The organism is Cellulomonas sp. NPDC057328 (genome assembly GCF_042667215.1).
Taxonomy (GTDB): domain Bacteria; phylum Actinomycetota; class Actinomycetes; order Actinomycetales; family Cellulomonadaceae; genus Cellulomonas.
This window is the reverse complement of record NZ_JBHUZW010000006.1, coordinates 1-16,371: the sequence shown is the minus strand read 5'-3', so window position 1 is coordinate 16,371 and position 16,371 is coordinate 1. Positions and strand designations below refer to the sequence as shown.

The window sequence follows — 16,371 nt, the reverse complement described above, 5'->3', positions numbered from 1 at the left end:
CGAAAACTTTCGCCCAGTGCGGCGTCCATCGGACCGTAGTTTTCGGCCGCTGCCGGTGTCAACGGTGGTCGAGCGGGGCCGATCGGTGCCGTGCTGGCCCGCGGCCGGTTTGAAGTTTTCGACGCGCCGCGGCTACCGTCGCCCGCGACAGGAAGGGGCACCGCCATGCCGGCAGCCGGGCCGCGCCCGACGCTCACCGCCGTCGCCGACCGCGCCGGCGTCTCGATCGCCACCGCGTCCAAGGTGCTCAACCGGCACACGGACGTCGCCCCCGCCACGCGCGCCCGCGTCGAGACCGCCGTCGCCGAGCTCGGGTACCGCACGCCGGGCGCCCGGCGCGCGGACGGCCGCCGCACGGTCGAGTTCCTCGTCGACGTGCTCGACAGCCCGTACGCGATGGAGGTGCTGCGCGGCGTCACGCTCGCCGCCGAGGAGGTCGACGTCGACGTCACCGTCTCGCGCGTGCGCGGCGGCGACCGGCCGGAGCCCGCGTCGAGCTGGACCCGGCGCCTCGTCACCGCCCGGCGCACCGGCGCCATCGTCGTCACCGCGCAGGTCACGGGCACGACGTACGCGAGCATCGCCCGGGCGCGGGTGCCCGTCGTCGTCGTCGACCCGCTGCACCTGACGACGCCCGAGCTGGTCTCCGTCGGCTCGACCAACTGGTCCGGCGGACGCACCGCCACCGAGCACCTGCTCGGCCTCGGCCACACGCGCATCGGCGTGGTGGGCGGGCCCGAGGCGTCCATCAGCGCCGTCGCGCGCGTCGACGGCTTCCGCTCCGCGTGCCAGCGCGCCGGCCTGACGCCCGACCCGGACCTCGTGCGCCACGTCGCCTTCGACCGGGACGCCGCCCTGCACGCCGCCGACGCGATGCTGCGCCTGCCCGACCGGCCCACCGCCGTGCTCGCGAGCAGCGACGTCCAGGCGCTCGGCGTGCTCGAGGCCGCCCGCCGGCTCGGGCTCGCCGTCCCGCGCGACCTGTCGGTCGTCGGCTACGACGACACGTACCTCGCCGCCTGGACGAACCCGCCGCTGACCAGCGTGCACCAGCCGCTGCAGGACATCGGCCGGGTCGCCCTGCGCACGGTCCTCGGCATGGACGAGGGACGCCTGCCCGACGCGCACCACATCGAGCTCGCCACGTCCCTCGTGGTGCGCGACTCGACAGCCCCGCCACCGCCGGCGGGGCCGGGAGGACACCGGTGACCGGTACCGCCACGCCCGCCGACCGCCCCTGGCAGGACGCACGCCTGCCCGTCGACGAGCGCGTCGCGCTGCTGCTCGACGCGATGACGCTCGAGGAGAAGCTCGCCCAGCTGGGCTCGTACTGGTTCGACCGGCGCGGTGCGGGCGAGGTCGTCGCGCCGATGCAGGACACGTTCGGCGCCCGGCGCCCGGACTTCCCGACGGCCGCGCAGCACGGGCTCGGCCACCTCACGCGCGTGCTCGGCACAGACCCCGTGCCGGCCGACGAGGGCCGCGCGAAGCTGGCGCGCACGCAGCGCGAGCTGGTCGGGCACCACCGGCTCGGGCTGCCGGCGATCGCGCACGAGGAGTGCCTGACGGGCGTCACGTCGTACGGCGCGACGGTGTACCCGACGCCGCTGGCGTGGGGCGCGGCGTTCGACCCGGAGCTCGTGCACGCGGTGGGGTCGGCGATCGGGCGCGACCTGCGCCGGCTCGGCGTGCACCAGGGGCTCGGGCCCGTCCTCGACGTCGTCCGCGACCACCGCTGGGGGCGGGTCGAGGAGACGATGGGCGAGGACCCGTACACGGTGGCGACGCTCGCGACCGAGTACGTGCGCGGCATGGAGGAGCAGGGCGTCGTCGCGACGCTCAAGCACTTCGTCGGGTACTCCGCCTCGCGCGGCGGGCGCAACCACGCGCCGGTGCCGGTCGGGCCGCGCGAGCTCGCGGACGTCCTGCTGCCGCCGTTCGAGATGGCGGTGCGCGAGGGCGGCGCGCGGTCGGTGATGAACTCCTACGCCGACCTCGACGGCGAGCCGGTCGCCGCGTCGGCGTCGCTGCTCACGGGCCTGCTGCGGGACACGTGGGGGTTCGAGGGCACCGTCGTGTCGGACTACTGGGCCGTCGCGTTCCTCGTGACGGCGCACGGCGTGGCGGCGGACGCGGCCGACGCGGGTGCGCGGTCCCTGCGCGCCGGCATGGACGTCGAGCTGCCGAACACCATGTGCTTCGGCGAGCTCGCACCGCTCGTGCGCGACGGGCGGCTGGACGAGGCGTCCGTGGACCGCGCGGTGCGGCGCGTGCTGCGGCAGAAGGCGCAGCTCGGGCTCCTCGACGCGCCGCTGCCCGACGGCACGGCTCCGGGCGGCGCCCCCGACGACGACCCCGTGGACCTCGACCCGCCCGCGAACCGCGACCTGGCGCGCCGGCTCGCGGAGGAGTCGGTGGTGCTGCTGGCCAACCCGCACGGCGTGCTGCCGCTGGGGGCCGGTGCGGGCGCGCCGCTGCGGCGCGTGGCTGTCGTCGGGCCGTCCGCGGACGACCCCGGCGTGCTGCTCGGCTGCTACTCGTACCCGATCCACGTGCTGCCGCGGCACCCCGAGCTCGGCATGGGCGTCGAGGTGCCGTCGCTCCTGGACGCCCTGCGCGCCGAGCTCGGCGACGTCGAGGTGGTGCACGAGCGCGGGTGCGACGTGGTGGGCGACGACCTGGGTGGCGTCGACGCCGCCGTGCGGGCCGCGCGCGACGCGGACGTGTGCGTGCTGACCGTCGGCGACCGGGCCGGCATGTTCGGGCGCGGGACGTCGGGCGAGGGCTGCGACGCGGCGGACCTGCGGCTGCCCGGCGTGCAGCACGAGCTCGTCGAGGCCGTGCTGGCGACGGGGACGCCGGTCGTGCTCGTCGTCGTCTCCGGGCGGCCGTACGCACTGGGCGCGTACACCGGGCGCGCGGCGGCCGTCGTGCAGGCGTTCATGCCGGGCGAGGAGGGCGCCGGGGCGGTCGCCGGCGTGCTGAGCGGACGCGTCACCCCCAGCGGCAAGCTCCCCGTGCAGGTGCCGCGCGACCCCGGCGGCGGGCCGCAGACGTACCTCGGGCCCGCGCTGACGCGCCGCCTCGACAAGATCAGCAACCTCGACCCCACCCCGGCGTTCCCGTTCGGGCACGGGCTGTCGTACACGACGTTCCGGTACGACGACCTGACGGTCACGCCCGGCGAGGTGCCGACGGACGGCGCGTTCGAGGTCGCCGTCACCGTCACGTGCACGGGCGGGCGCGCGGGCACCGAGGTCGTCCAGCTGTACCTGTCCGACCCCGTCGCCGACGTCGCGCGGCCGGTCAAGCAGCTCGCCGGGTACGTGCGCGTGCCGCTCGAGGCCGGGCAGGCGCGGCGCGTCACGTTCACCGTGCCCGCCGACCTGACCGCGTACACCGGCGTCGACCTGGTGCGCGTCGTCGACCCCGGCACGATCGGCGTGCAGGTCGGCGGCTCGAGCGAGGGCGACGTGCTGCACGCCGAGGTGGAGCTCACCGGCCCGCGCCGCCACCCGGGCGCGGACCGCGCCCTGCGCAGCACGACGACGGTCACCCAGGCCTGACCCCTTCCCCCGCCGCCCCTCCGGCCGCCCCCACTCCCCGCGCCCACCCCCACGCCGACTGCGGTACATGCGCATCGAGTGCGGTGGTTACGACTACCGCACTCGTGACGCATGTACCGCAGTCGGCGCGGAACGGCGGCGGGGCGGCGGCCGGGTGGCGGAGGGGTGGCGGCGGACCCCGGATGGCGGACTGCGCTTTCCAAGCGGCCGGGCGCGGGTGAGGATGGGCCGGTGACCTCCCCCGCCTCGCGGCGAACGTCCGTCGACGTCGACGGGCAGCACCCCGTCCGGTCCGTCTTCCGCCTCCTGCGCATGCACCGCCGCCGCGTCGGCGCGGCGGTGTTCTTCTTCGCGCTCAAGGACACGCCGCTGTGGCTCATGCCGTTCATCACGGCCCGCGTCATCGACGTCGTCGTCGCCGGCGGCCCGCTGCGCGAGCTGTGGCTGTGGGCGGCCGTCGCGTTCGTCGCGCTGCTGCAGAACTACCCGAACCACGTCATGTACACGAAGCTCTTCATGGGCGCGGTCCGGCAGATCGGCGCCGACCTGCGCAACGCGCTCGCCGCGCGGCTGCAGAGCCTGTCCATCGGCTTCCACACGCGCACGTCCGCGTCGATCGTGCAGACCAAGGTCGTGCGCGACGTCGAGAACGTCGAGCTGATGCTGCAGCAGGTCACCCACCCGCTGCTGTCCTCGTCGATGGTCGTCATGGGCGCCGTCGTGACGACCGCGACGTCGGTGCCGCAGTTCCTGCCCGTGTACGCGCTGACCATCCCGCTCGCCGTGCTGCTGCGGTACGGGCTCGCACGGCGCTCGCGCGAGCGCAACGAGGCGTTCCGCAAGCAGGTCGAGCGGTTCTCGGCGCGCGTCGGCGAGATGGCGACGCTCATGCCGATCACCCGCGCGCACGGCCTCGAGGCCACGGCCCAGGAGCGCGTCGCCGAGGGCGCGGAGGGCGTGCGCACGTCCGGGTACGAGCTCGACGTCCTCAACGGGCGGTTCGCGTCGCTGTCGTGGGTGGGGCTGCAGCTGCTCGGCGTCGGCTGCCTCGTGCTCGCCGCGGCGGCCGCGCTCACCGGGTGGTTCCCCGTCACGGCGGGGCAGGTCGTGCTGCTGTCGTCGAACTTCGCGCTCATCACCGGCGGCGTGACGCAGCTGCTCATGCTCCTGCCGGTCGCCGCACGCGGCACCGAGTCGGTGCGCTCGATCGCCGAGGTGCTCGCCGAGCCCGACGTCGAGCAGAACGCCGGCAAGGCCGCCGTGCGCGCCGTCGAGGGCCGGCTCACGTTCGAGACCGTGCACTTCCGCTACCCCGACGCCGACGCGCACGCCCTCGACGGCATCGACCTCGACGTGCGCCCGGGCGAGACCGTCGCGTTCGTCGGGCCGTCCGGGTCCGGCAAGTCCACCGTGCTCAACCTCGCGCTCGGGTTCCTCCGGCCGACGTCCGGGCGGCTGCTGCTCGACGGCGTCGACGCCGCCACGCTCGACCTGCGCACGTTCCGCCGGCACGTGTCCGTGGTGCCGCAGGAGTCGGTGCTGTTCGAGGGGTCGATCCGCGACAACGTCACCTACGGGCTCGGGCACGTGCCGGACGCGCGCGTGCGGGCGGCCCTCGAGGACGCCAACGCCGCCGAGATCGTCGACGCCCTGCCCGACGGCTGGGACACCGTGGTCGGCGAGCGCGGCGCGCGCCTGTCCGGAGGGCAGCGCCAGCGCATCGCGATCGCCCGGGCGCTGGTCCGGGACCCGCGCGTGCTGCTGCTCGACGAGGCGACGTCCGCGCTCGACCCCGAGTCGGAGGCGCTCGTGCGCGACGCCCTCACGCGGCTGATGCGCGGTCGCACCACGCTCGTGGTCGCGCACCGCCTGTCGACCATCCGCGACGCCGACCGGATCGTCGTGCTGGAGGCCGGGCGCGTGGTCGAGGTCGGCCGGCACGACGACCTCATGGCGGCGGGCGGCCGCTACGCGCGGCTGGAGCGCGCCCAGCGCGTCTGACGCCGGGCGCCGGCGAGCCCGGCCGGCGCACGGGTCCGCCGGGCACGGCACGGCCACGCCGGTCCACCGATCGCGGGACGGTCGCAGCGAACCACCGAGCGCGGTACCTCGCACCGAGCGCGGCAGGTGCACCACCCGCACTCGGCGGGACCTACCGCACTCGGCGTGGGCCTCGTCGCGTGCGGTAGATGCGTCGCGAGTGCGGGTGTCACGACCACCGCAGTCGTGACGCACGTACCGCACTCGGTGAGAAGTGGGCGCACGCGGTGGACCTGCCGGAGGGCGCCCGCCGACCGCCGAGCGCGGTACCTCGCACCGAGCGCGGCAGGTGCACCACCCGCACTCGGCGGGACCTACCGCACTCGGCGTGGGCCTCGTCGCGTGCGGTGCGCCCCCGGCCGTCCGGGCGGGCGTCAGGTGAGGCGGCCCAGGTGGAGGGCCGCGAGCGCGAGCGCGGTGACCGTCTCGCCGTCGCGGATGCGTCCGTCGCGGACCATCTCGAGCACCTCGGTGAACGGCACTGTGCGCACCTGCGTGATGCCCTCGTGGGCCTGCTCGTGGGCGGTCGCGGCCGCGTCGCCGGCGGGGGCGAGGCCGCGGGCGACGAAGACGTGCTCGGGCGCACGGGCGATGCCGTTGAGCGCCTCGGTGACGCCGAGGTGCACCCACTCGGCGGCGACGAGCCCGGCCTCCTCGGCGAGCTCGCGCTGCGCGGCCACGAGCGGATCCTGCCCGTCCGTGCCGCCGGCAGGCACCTCGACGGACGCCGGTCCGGTCGTGTACCGGTCGGTCGTCACGAGCACGACCTCGTCGTCGTCGGTCAGCGCGACCACGAAGACCGACGGCCGGAGCTCGACCCAGCCGTAGAGCGCCGGGCTGCCGTCCGGCGCGCGCGCGTCGTCCTCCCGCACGACGATCCACGGGTTCTCGTACACGACGCGGGAGGAGACGGTCTGCCAGGCCATGCCCCGACGCTAGGCCACCGCGGGCGTGCCGCTCAGGTGCCGGTGGGGGCCGCCGAGCGCCACGGGTCCCGCGAGCGGGTCTGCGGGTGCTCCGGCGGCTCCTCGGGCGGCGGGTACGGCGCCTGCTCGGGGTCGACGACGTGCGCGTCGGCGTCGCTGCCGACCGCGAGCGCGGCGTGCACGAGCGCCAGGTGCGAGAGGGCCTGCGGCACGTTGCCGAGGAAGTCGCCCGTGCGGGCGTCGATCATCTCGCTCCAGATCCCGACGTCGTTGGCCTGCTCGAGGAGCTCGTCCATCCACGTCCGTGCCTCGTCGAGGCGGCCCAGCAGGGCGGCGGCGCGCACGCCCCAGAACGCGCACGCGACGAACGTGCCCTCCTCGTCCTGCATGCCGGAGTACCGCCACAGCAGCGGCCCGGCGCCCAGCTCGGCGCGGACGGCGTCGAGCGTCGCGCCCAGCCGCTCCGGCGTGTCGAACTCCTGGTCGACGAACAGCAGCACCGACGCGTCGAGGGCGTCCGTGCCGGGGTGCATGACGTACGCACCCTTCGCGTCGGACCAGCACTCGGCGCGCACCCACGCGGCGATGGCGTCGGCCTCGGCGCGCCACCGGTCGGCGTCGCCGGGCAGGTGCCCCTCGTCGGCCAGGTGCGCCGCGCACAGCAGCGCGTGCCGGCAGCCCAGCGCCGACGACGTGTACCGGTGCGCGTCCGTCAGCTCCCAGATGCCCGCGTCGGGCTGCCGCCAGGCGTCGCAGGCGCGGTCGGCGACGCCCGCGAGGACCCGGCCCGTCTCGGCGTCGAGGAGGTTGCCCGCGTCGACGTAGGTGCGCACGACGCCCATGAGGTCGCCGTAGCTGCCGAGCTGGAGCTGGCGGGACGCCCGGTTGCCGTCGACGACCGGTCCGATGCCGCGCCAGCCGGGGACGTCACGCTCGGCGCGGCCGTGCGCGAGCTCGCCGTCGAGCGTGAAGAAGACCGACGGCGGGTGCTTGGCGACGGTGCGCAGCGTCCAGCTCATCGCGGCGTGCGTCTCCTCGCGCAGGCCGAACCGGGTGAGCGCGTCCACCACGTACGCGACGTCGCGCACCCACGCGTAGCGGTAGTCCCAGTTCTTGCCGCCGTCCCACGACTCGGGCAGGGCCGTGGTCCCGGCGGCCGCGATGGAGCCGGTCGGCGCGTGCACCAGCAGCTTCAGCGCGAGCGCGCTGCGCTGCACGGCCTGCGCCCACGGCCCGTCGTAGTGGAACTCGCGCGTCCACACGCGCCAGTTCTCGACGGTGCGCTCGATGCCGGCGTCCATGAGCTCGGGGTCGGGCACGAACACCGGCTCGTCCCGCGTGCCCGCGAGTCCCAGCACGTGCCGGGAGCCGGGCGACGTCGTGAGCACGCCCGCGACCTCGCGGTCGTCCACGTGCGTCGTCATCTCGCCCAGCGTGGCCACGACGACGGAGACGCCGTCGACCGTGATGACCGGCCCGCGCCGCGTCCGGCGGACCCACGGCGACGCCGTCCCGAGCATCGTCCCCGGTGCGACGCGCCACGCCATCGGGACGCTGCCCCGCACACCCTCGACGCGGCGCACCAGCTCGCACCACGGCAGCCGCCCGGCGACGCCGGTGGTCATCGCGTCGGTGACGCGGACCTCGCCGGTGCCGGTGACGAACCGGGTCACCAGCACGTTCGTCCCGGGCACGTACTCGCGCGCCACCTCGAACGGGACGGTCGGCGCGAGCTCGACGCGTCCGCCCTGGTCGGCGTCGAGGAGGGCCGCGAACACGGGTCGCGCGTCGAGCACCGGCACCGGGAACCAGTCGATGCGGCCGTCCTCGGCGACGAGCGCGACGGTGCGGCCGTCGCCGATCGCCGCGTACGAGCGGAGCGCGACGTAGCCGTCCTCGCGCGGCGCCGGCGCCCGGAGCCGGTCGGCGTCGCGCCGCCCCGACCCCGGGATGCCGTCGTCCGCCGTCAGCGAGTCGGGCAGCGTCGCGTCGTCGATCACGGGGTCGGCATCCCGCCCGTCACCGCGATCGTCGCGCCGCTGACGTAGCTCGACTCCTGCGAGGCGAGGAACACGAACGCGGGCGCGAGCTCGGCGGGCTGGCCCGCGCGGCCGTAGGGCGTCTGCTCGCCGAACTCGGGCAGCGCCTCGGGCGGCTGACCGCCCGCGGCCTGCAGCGGCGTCCACACGGGGCCCGGCGCGACCACGTTGACGCGGATGCCCTTGGGCGCGAGCTGCCCGGCGAGCGCCTTCGAGATCGTGTTGATCGCGGCCTTCGTCGTCGCGTAGTCCACGAGGTTCGGCGACGGCTGGTACGCCTGGATGGAGCTCGTGTTGATGATCGACGCGCCCTTGGGCAGGTGCGGCAGCGCCTCCTGCACGATCCAGAACAGCGCGTGCACGTTGGTCCGGAACGTCTGGTCGAAGCTCTCGCTCGTCAGTTCCGCGAGGTCCTCGACGTGCTGCTGACGCCCCGCGATGTTCGCGATCACGTCGATGCCGCCGAGCTCGTCGACGGTCGTCCGCACCAGGCCGCGCGCGACCTGCTCGTCCGAGACGTCCCCGGGCGCGAGGACGCACCGGCGCCCGGCCTCCTCGACGTGGCGCCGCACGACCTCGGCGTCCTCCTGCTCCTCGGGCAGGTACGACAGCACGACGTCCGCACCCTCGCGGGCGAACGCCACCGCGACGGCCCGTCCGATCCCGGAGTCACCACCGGTCACGAGCGCCTTGCGACCCTCGAGCCGCCCGCTGCCGCGGTAGGTGTCGAAGCCGTGGTCGGCGGTGGGCGTGAGGTCGGCGTCGAGGCCGGGACCGTCGAGCGTCTGCTCGGGGATCTCCGGCTGCGGGTACTGGGCGATCGGGTCCGTCATCGTGTACTGGTCGGCCACGGTGCGCTCCTGTCGTGGTGGTCGTCGGTGGTCGTGGGCGTCGGGTCGTGAGGACGGGCGGTCGGCGACGATGCCGGACCCAGCCGGCCGGCGTGCGGCCGCGGCGTCGGGGCTGTGCGTCGTGCCGCCGGTGGCGGGGCTGTGGTCGGCTCGGTGGCGCGTCAGCGGGACGTCGCGACGAGCTTGTTGGCGGTGGACAGCACGAGGGCGTCCTCGGCGAACCCGGCGCCGCGGCCGCTGAGGAACGACGGGCCGTGGTCCGCCGCCCACTCGCGCCACGACGCGCCGCCCACCGCACCGGCGAACGCGCCGGCGGCCCCGGCCACGCCCGCGAGCACCACGGCGGGCACCTTGCGCCGCTCGACGAGCGCGAGGGCGATCGCGCCGCCGGCCCCGGACAGGACGCGACCCGTCAGCATCGGCGGGACGAGCCGGCTCGGCAGGCCCGGCAGCTTGTCGGTGACGGTCTCGCCGACCATCGCGGTCCGCGCGAGCGTGCGTGCGAGCGCCGCGCCGACGCCCCGCTTCCCCTCCGTCGCGGCGAGCACGGGGACCGCCACCCCGACCGCCGCCCGTCCGCCGGCCGCCAGGCCCAGCGCTGCAGATCGCACGAGAGCTCCCATGCGTCGTGTCTACCTGCGCCCGCGCGACCCGGCATCCCGAGCGGGCAGGACCCGGACACGCGTCCCGCCGCCCCCCCGCTTCAGCCCCGCCCGTCCGCCCTTCGCCGGTCGGCGACCCGGCCGTCGTGCAGCACGACCGCACCGGAGCGCTGCACGACGGCCGGTTCGACGACGGCCGGTTCGACGGCGGCCGGTTCGACGGCGGGGGCGCCTCGACGGCCGGGGGCGCTGCCCGGCGTCAGAGGTCCGCCGGGTCCACCAGGAAGTCGGCCTCGTCGGCGATCTCGCCGCCCAGCTCCGCGTGCAGCACGCGCGCGACCGCGGACACGAGCGGCGCGGACCGGCTGCGCGCGACGCGGTGCTCGAGCGTCGGGCGCTCCTGCTCGATCTGCTCGATCTCGCGCGGCTCCCAGCGCACGCGGTACGCGACGACGCCGTCGGCGACCCACGGGAGACCCTCGAGCAGCGGCGGCAGCTGCTCGTGCGCGGACACCTCGACCGCGAGCATGCCGTCGACGCCCAGGTCGACGAGCACGCCGAACGCCTCGGCGGCGGGCGGCGCGGCGAGCATGAGCTCGTCGTAGGCGTCGGCCTCGGCCATGAGGCGGTGCCGCTCCTCCTCGTCGGCGACGCCGTGGCGCTCGAGCGCCGCACGCAGGCCGGAGCCGCCGCGCTCCGGCGAGCCGCCGACGGCGCCCTGCGACCCGCGCCCGGTCCGGGACGCCGGCCCGGCCCACGAGCCCGGGGTCGCGACGGACAGGTACGCGCGCGGCTGCACGCGCTGCACGAGCGCGAGGACGTGGTCCGGCTCGAGCCACCGGGCGGTGAGGACGGTGAGGTCGGTCGACGCGTCGGGGTCGGGCGTGAGGACCGCGCCGGTCTGCGTGCGCACCGCGCCGCCGAGCCGCCGCGCCGCCGCGACCAGCCACTGCAGCACGCGCTCCTCCTCGCGCACGGGCAGCCCGTCGGGGAACGCGCGCTTGAGCCCGTCGCGGTCGCCGCCGGGCCAGGGACGCTCGCCGCGCTCGCGCGGCGCGGTGAGCACCCAGACGGTGCTGGTGGAGCCGGGCAGCCCGAGCGCCACGGCGTCCTCGACGCGCACCGCGTACGGCCCGGCGAGCGACGACAGGCGCGCGAGCCGCAGGGCGCGCGGCCCCGCGGCGCGGTCGGCGACCGTGCGGATGCCCAGCGCGGCGGTCACCGCGGGCAGCACGCCGGTGCGCGCGGGCGCCTCCGGGGCCGCGTCCTCCCACCGCACGTTGCGGAAGCGGCTGGACGCGAGCACCTCGACCTCGTCGGGCTCGACGCCGTCGGGCAGGGCGAGCAGGTGCTTGTCGGCCAGCGCGGGGTCGCGCACCGGCAGCGGGGGCAGGCCGGCCACGTCAGACCTCCGTCCGGTGGAACCCCTGCCAGGACCGCGACGCCGTCGGCCCGCGCTGCCCCTGGTACCGCGAGCCGTACGCCGACGACCCGTACGGCTGCTCGGCGGCCGACGACAGCCGGAAGAAGCACAGCTGGCCGATCTTCATGCCGGGCCACAGCAGGATCGGCAGCGTCGCGACGTTGGACAGCTCGAGCGTCACGTGGCCGGAGAAGCCGGGGTCGATGAACCCGGCGGTGGAGTGCGTGAGCAGCCCGAGGCGGCCGAGGGACGACTTGCCCTCGAGCCGCGCCGCGACGTCGTCCGGCAGCGTGACCTGCTCGAACGTCGACCCCAGGACGAACTCGCCGGGGTGCAGCACGAACGGCTCGCCCGGGGCCGCCTCGACGAGCCGCGTGAGGTCGGGCTGCTCCGCGGCCGGGTCGATGACGGGGTACTTGTGGTTGTCGAACAGCCGGAAGTACCGGTCGAGCCGCACGTCGATGCTGGACGGCTGGATCATCGCGGGCTCGTAGGGGTCGAGGGCCACGCGGCCCTGCTCGAGCTCGGCACGGATGTCGCGGTCGGAGAGCAGCACGCGCCCACGGTAGTGGTCCGGCGGGTGCCCGGATCGTCCGTCCCGCGCCGGTCGCCCCCGGACGGGCGACGCGAACAGGCCCCGGACCGGGGTTACCGTGGCGGCGTGGTGGGGACCGACGGCGGACGCGTGCGCCCGCGCCCTCCTCTCGTCGGGTCGCTCGCCGTGGTGGCCTGCGCGCTGGCGGGCGCGTACGCCGCGGTGCTGGTGGTGCTGCTGCCGGCGCAGGTCGCGGCGCTCGCCCCGGACGACAAGGTCCGCGCCCTCGGGTTCGTCAGCACGCTGTCGTTCGCGCTGACGATCGCCGCGCAGCCGCTGGTCGGCGCGCTGAGCGACCGCACGCGCGGGCGGCACGGCCGGCGCGTGCCGTGGGCCGTCGGGGGTGCGCTCGCGGCGGCCGTCGCGCTGCTCTGCCTGGGCGAGGCGTCATCGGTGGCGGCCCTGGCCGCGCTGTGGGTGGTGGCGCAGGTGGCGCTCAACGCGCTGGACGTCGCGACGTCGGCGGTCGTGCCCGACGAGGTGCCGGCGCCGCGCCGCGGCCGTGCCTACGGGCTGATCGGCCTCGGCGCCGTGACGGGCGGTGCGGTGGCGGTGCTCACGGTGGGGCGGGCGACCGACCGGCCGGGCACCGCGTACGCGGCGGTGGCGCTCGTCGTCGTGCTCGCGACGGCCGCCTTCGTCGTCGTCGACGGCCGGCGCCGCCGTGCCGGTGACGCCGCACCACCGCCCGTCGTGGCGGCCCAGGCGCCCTTCTGGCGCGGCCTGCTGGTCGACCCGCGCCGCGAGCGCCGGTTCACCGAGGCGTTCGTCTCCCGGCTGCTGTTCGTCCTCGCTTACCACCTCGTGTACCAGTACCAGCTGTACGTGCTGACGGACCACGTGGGCCTGCCGGCCCCCGAGGCGGGCCGGGTCGTGGGCGTCCTGACGGCGACGGCGTTCGGCGCGATCCTCGTGTCCGTGCTGGTCACCGGGTGGTGGAGCGACCGCGTCGGGACGCGCACGCCGTTCCTCGTCGGCTCGTGCGCGCTGCTGGCGGCGGCCCTGCTGGTGCCGGTGGCCGTGCCGACGGTCGCGGGCATGGCCGTGTTCGCGGTGCTCAAGGGGCTGGCGTTCGGCGCGCACGTGGCGTCGGGGACGGCGCTGGTCACGGAGGTGCTGCCGGAGGGCGGCGCGTCGGCCGGCAAGGACCTCGGGCTCTACAACGTCGCGACGAACGTGCCGCAGACCCTGGCGCCGGCGCTCGCGGCGGTGGTGATCGCGCAGCTGGGCGGGTACGCCGCGCTCTTCGCGACGGCCTCCGCGGTCGCGGTGCTCGCACTCGTCGTGGGGGTCCGCCTCGCGCGCGGGACCCGACGCCCCGCCGACGACCACGCCGACCGGGTGCCCGTCGCCGACGCCACGTCGACCTAGCCGGAGCGGTCCAGCTCGAGCGGTGGCCCGCGCGACCCGTCGACGCGCGCCCACCCGTCGTCTGCGGCAGGGTCGGGCAAGCGCTTCGACCGGGCCGGGCGCCCGTCACCCGTCCGGACGACGCGCGGGGTGGCGTCGCCGCCGCACCGGCACGAGCGGTGAAAGGTGCCGACCCGTTCCGGGCCGGGCCACCGGCGGCTATGCTGTCCGACAGCAGGCGTGGGAGCGCTCTCGCACCGCACGGTCCACGACCCGTGCGGGACCGCGGGGCGGGACCACTCCGCACAGCACCACAGACCACGACCAGGTACCCGAGCAGGGCCGCTGACCTGGGCGCGCACCGCCCGGTGCCGCCCCGCGTCCGCGGTCACGTGCGACGGAGCACGCGAGAGGCATGCCATGCGGTTCGGCCACTTCGACGACGAGGCCCGCGAGTACGTCATCACGACGCCCCACACCCCGTACCCCTGGATCAACTACCTGGGGTCGGAGCGCTTCTTCTCGCTCCTGTCGCACCAGGCCGGCGGGTACTCCTTCTACCGCGACGCCAAGATGCGGCGCCTCACGCGGTACCGCTACAACAACATCCCCGCCGACGCGGGCGGCCGCTACCTCTACGTGCACGACCAGGGCGACGTGTGGACCCCGTCGTGGCTGCCGGTGAAGGCGGAGCTCGACCACTTCGAGACCCGGCACGGCCTCGGCTACTCCCGGATCACCGGTGAGCGCGGCGGCCTGCGCGTCTCGACGCTGTTCTTCGTCCCGCTGGGCGAGGACGCCGAGGTGCAGAAGGTCACGGTCACCAACACGTCCGACGCCGAGAAGACCGTCTCGCTCTTCTCCTTCGTCGAGTTCTGCCTGTGGAACGCGCAGGACGACCAGACGAACTACCAGCGCAACCTCTCCATCGGCGAGGTCGAGGTCGAGCAGGACGGCCCGCACGGGTCCGCGATCTTCCACAAGACCGAGTACCGCGAGCGCCGCGACCACTACGCCGTCTTCGGCGTGAACACGCGCGCGGACGGCTTCGACACCGACCGCGACACGTTCGTCGGCGCGTACAACGGCCTCGGCGAGGCCGCGGTGCCGCGCGCGGGCGAGTCCGGCAACTCCGTCGCGTCGGGCTGGTACCCGATCGGCTCGCACTCGGTGAAGGTCACGCTGGCACCGGGCGAGTCCCGCGACCTCGTCTACGTGCTCGGCTACCTCGAGAACCCGCAGGACGCCAAGTGGGCCGACGACGCCCACCAGGTCGTCAACAAGGAGAAGGCGCACGCGCTGCTGGGCCGCTTCGCGACCGCCGAGCAGGCCGACGCCGCGTTCGAGGCGCTGCGCACGTACTGGACGGACCTGCTGTCGACGTACTCCGTCCGCTCGGGCGACGAGAAGCTCGACCGGATGGTCAACATCTGGAACCAGTACCAGTGCATGGTCACGTTCAACATGTCGCGCTCGGCGTCGTTCTTCGAGACCGGCATCGGCCGCGGCATGGGCTTCCGCGACTCCAACCAGGACCTGCTCGGCTTCGTGCACCTGGTCCCGGAGCGCGCGCGCGAGCGCATCATCGACATCGCGTCGACGCAGTTCGCCGACGGCTCGGCGTACCACCAGTACCAGCCGCTGACGAAGCGCGGGAACAACGACATCGGCTCCGGCTTCAACGACGACCCGCTGTGGCTCATCGCCGGCACCGCGGCCTACGTCAAGGAGACGGGCGACTGGTCGATCCTCGACGAGCCCGTGCCGTTCGACAACGAGCCGGGCTCCGAGGTGCCGCTGTTCGAGCACCTCACGCGCTCGTTCGAGTTCACGGTGCAGCACCGCGGCCCGCACGGCCTGCCGCTCATCGGCCGCGCCGACTGGAACGACTGCCTCAACCTCAACTGCTTCTCCACCGAGCCGGGCGAGTCGTTCCAGACCACGGAGAACAAGGGCGGCGGCGCGGCGGAGTCCGTCTTCATCGCCGCGCAGTTCGTGCTCTACGGCGCCGAGTACGCGGACCTGGCCGAGCGGCGGGGACTCGGCGAGGTCGCGTCGCAGGCGCGCAAGGTCGTCGACGAGGTGCGCCAGGCGGTGCTCGACCACGGCTGGGACGGCCGCTGGTTCCTGCGTGCCTACGACTACTTCGGCAACCCGATCGGCACGGACGCGAAGCCCGAGGGCAAGATCTGGATCGAGCCGCAGGGCTTCGCCGTGATGGCGGGCATCGGCGTCGGCGAGGGCCCGGACGACACCGAGGCGCCCGCCGTCCAGGCGCTCGACTCGGTCGGCGAGATGCTCGGCACGCCGCACGGGCTGGTGCTCCAGTACCCCGCCTACACGACCTACCAGATCGAGCTGGGCGAGGTCTCCACCTACCCGCCGGGGTACAAGGAGAACGGCGGCATCTTCTGCCACAACAACCCCTGGGTGATCATCGCCGAGACGGTCCTGGGCCGCGGCGACCGCGCGTTCGACTACTACAGGCGGATCACCCCGGCGTACCGCGAGGAGATCAGCGACGTGCACCGGCTCGAGCCGTACGTGTACGCGCAGATGATCGCGGGCAAGGAGGCGCCGCGCGCCGGCGAGGCGAAGAACTCGTGGCTGACCGGCACGGCGGCGTGGAACTTCGTCGCGGTGTCGCAGCACCTGCTCGGCGTCCGTCCCGGGTACGACGGCCTCGTCGTCGACCCGCAGATCGGGCCCGACGTCCCGTCGTTCACGGTCACGCGCGTCGCCCGCGGGGCGACGTACGAGATCGCGGTGACGAACTCCGGTGCGCGCGGCTCGCGCGGCCGGCTCGTGGTCGACGGCACGCCGGTCGAGGGCAATCTCGTGCCGTACGCGCCCGCCGGCAGCACCGTCCGCGTCGACGTCACGCTCTGACGCGCACCGCACCGCACGTCACGTCGCCGGGGGCCATGCCATGACGCTCATCGAGTCGATCGACGCGCTCGACGCGCCGCCGCTCCGCCC

The 16,371-nt window shown here is 75.2% G+C and carries 11 protein-coding genes; 5 read left to right on the top strand and 6 right to left on the bottom strand.

Going from position 1 to position 16,371, the window contains the following annotated elements:
• Positions 1-165 precede the first annotated feature (165 nt).
• From ACFUMH_RS02250 to ACFUMH_RS02240, 3 genes are all read left to right on the top strand, one after another.
• Positions 166-1,209: a LacI family DNA-binding transcriptional regulator gene (locus ACFUMH_RS02250; protein WP_378199724.1), complete on the top strand. Its 1,044-nt coding sequence runs from the start codon at positions 166-168 to the stop codon at positions 1,207-1,209.
• The gene (locus ACFUMH_RS02245) at positions 1,206-3,566 is read left to right on the top strand and encodes a glycoside hydrolase family 3 N-terminal domain-containing protein (RefSeq protein WP_378199721.1); all 2,361 of its coding nucleotides are present in this window, start codon (positions 1,206-1,208) and stop codon (positions 3,564-3,566) included. Before ACFUMH_RS02250 ends, ACFUMH_RS02245 begins: the two co-directional genes overlap by 4 nt.
• Positions 3,567-3,797: 231 nt before the next feature.
• Entirely contained in the window at positions 3,798-5,567 is a 1,770-nt protein-coding gene (locus ACFUMH_RS02240) for an ABC transporter ATP-binding protein (RefSeq protein WP_378199718.1), read from the top strand.
• A 413-nt stretch (positions 5,568-5,980) separates the two neighbouring features.
• On the opposite strand, the gene ACFUMH_RS02235 is transcribed toward ACFUMH_RS02240, so the two are convergent.
• The 6 genes from ACFUMH_RS02235 to dcd all read right to left on the bottom strand — a co-directional run bounded on the left by ACFUMH_RS02235 (position 5,981) and on the right by dcd (position 12,003).
• Positions 5,981-6,532: an NUDIX domain-containing protein gene (locus ACFUMH_RS02235; RefSeq protein WP_378199715.1), complete on the bottom strand. Its 552-nt coding sequence runs from the start codon at positions 6,530-6,532 to the stop codon at positions 5,981-5,983.
• Positions 6,533-6,564: 32 nt separating this feature from the next.
• Positions 6,565-8,532 carry a glycoside hydrolase family 15 protein gene (locus tag ACFUMH_RS02230; RefSeq protein WP_378199712.1) on the bottom strand — a complete coding sequence of 656 codons (1,968 nt, stop codon included), beginning with the start codon at positions 8,530-8,532 and terminating at the stop codon, positions 6,565-6,567.
• Positions 8,529-9,422 (bottom strand): SDR family oxidoreductase, encoded by an 894-nt coding sequence (locus tag ACFUMH_RS02225; RefSeq protein WP_378199709.1) that lies wholly within the window; start codon positions 9,420-9,422, stop codon positions 8,529-8,531. Before ACFUMH_RS02225 ends, ACFUMH_RS02230 begins: the two co-directional genes overlap by 4 nt.
• A gap of 161 nt (positions 9,423-9,583) precedes the next feature.
• On the bottom strand, positions 9,584-10,045 hold the full coding sequence (locus ACFUMH_RS02220; protein WP_378199706.1) for a hypothetical protein: 462 nt from the start codon (positions 10,043-10,045) through the stop codon (positions 9,584-9,586).
• A gap of 238 nt (positions 10,046-10,283) precedes the next feature.
• Positions 10,284-11,426 (bottom strand): hypothetical protein, encoded by a 1,143-nt coding sequence (locus tag ACFUMH_RS02215; RefSeq protein WP_378199703.1) that lies wholly within the window; start codon positions 11,424-11,426, stop codon positions 10,284-10,286.
• A 1-nt stretch (position 11,427) separates the two neighbouring features.
• Positions 11,428-12,003, bottom strand: coding sequence for a dCTP deaminase (dcd, locus tag ACFUMH_RS02210; protein WP_378199700.1), 576 nt, complete (start codon positions 12,001-12,003; stop codon positions 11,428-11,430).
• Between the two features lie 105 nt (positions 12,004-12,108).
• Here dcd and ACFUMH_RS02205 point away from each other — a divergent pair, with 105 nt between their 5' ends.
• Positions 12,109-13,413 (top strand): MFS transporter, encoded by a 1,305-nt coding sequence (locus tag ACFUMH_RS02205; RefSeq protein ID WP_378199697.1) that lies wholly within the window; start codon positions 12,109-12,111, stop codon positions 13,411-13,413.
• A gap of 399 nt (positions 13,414-13,812) precedes the next feature.
• Positions 13,813-16,281, top strand: coding sequence for a GH36-type glycosyl hydrolase domain-containing protein (locus ACFUMH_RS02200; protein WP_378199695.1), 2,469 nt, complete (start codon positions 13,813-13,815; stop codon positions 16,279-16,281).
• Positions 16,282-16,371: the final 90 nt, after the last annotated feature.

What these genes read in the sequence shown, in the direction of transcription:
- ACFUMH_RS02250 (WP_378199724.1), top strand. Translation starts at nt 166, where the DNA reads ATGCCGGCAGCCGGGCCGCGCCCGACGCTCACCGCCGTCGCCGACCGC.
- ACFUMH_RS02235 (WP_378199715.1), bottom strand. Translation starts at nt 6,532, where the DNA reads ATGGCCTGGCAGACCGTCTCCTCCCGCGTCGTGTACGAGAACCCGTGG.
- ACFUMH_RS02220 (WP_378199706.1), bottom strand. Translation starts at nt 10,045, where the DNA reads ATGGGAGCTCTCGTGCGATCTGCAGCGCTGGGCCTGGCGGCCGGCGGA.
- ACFUMH_RS02200 (WP_378199695.1), top strand. Translation starts at nt 13,813, where the DNA reads ATGCGGTTCGGCCACTTCGACGACGAGGCCCGCGAGTACGTCATCACG.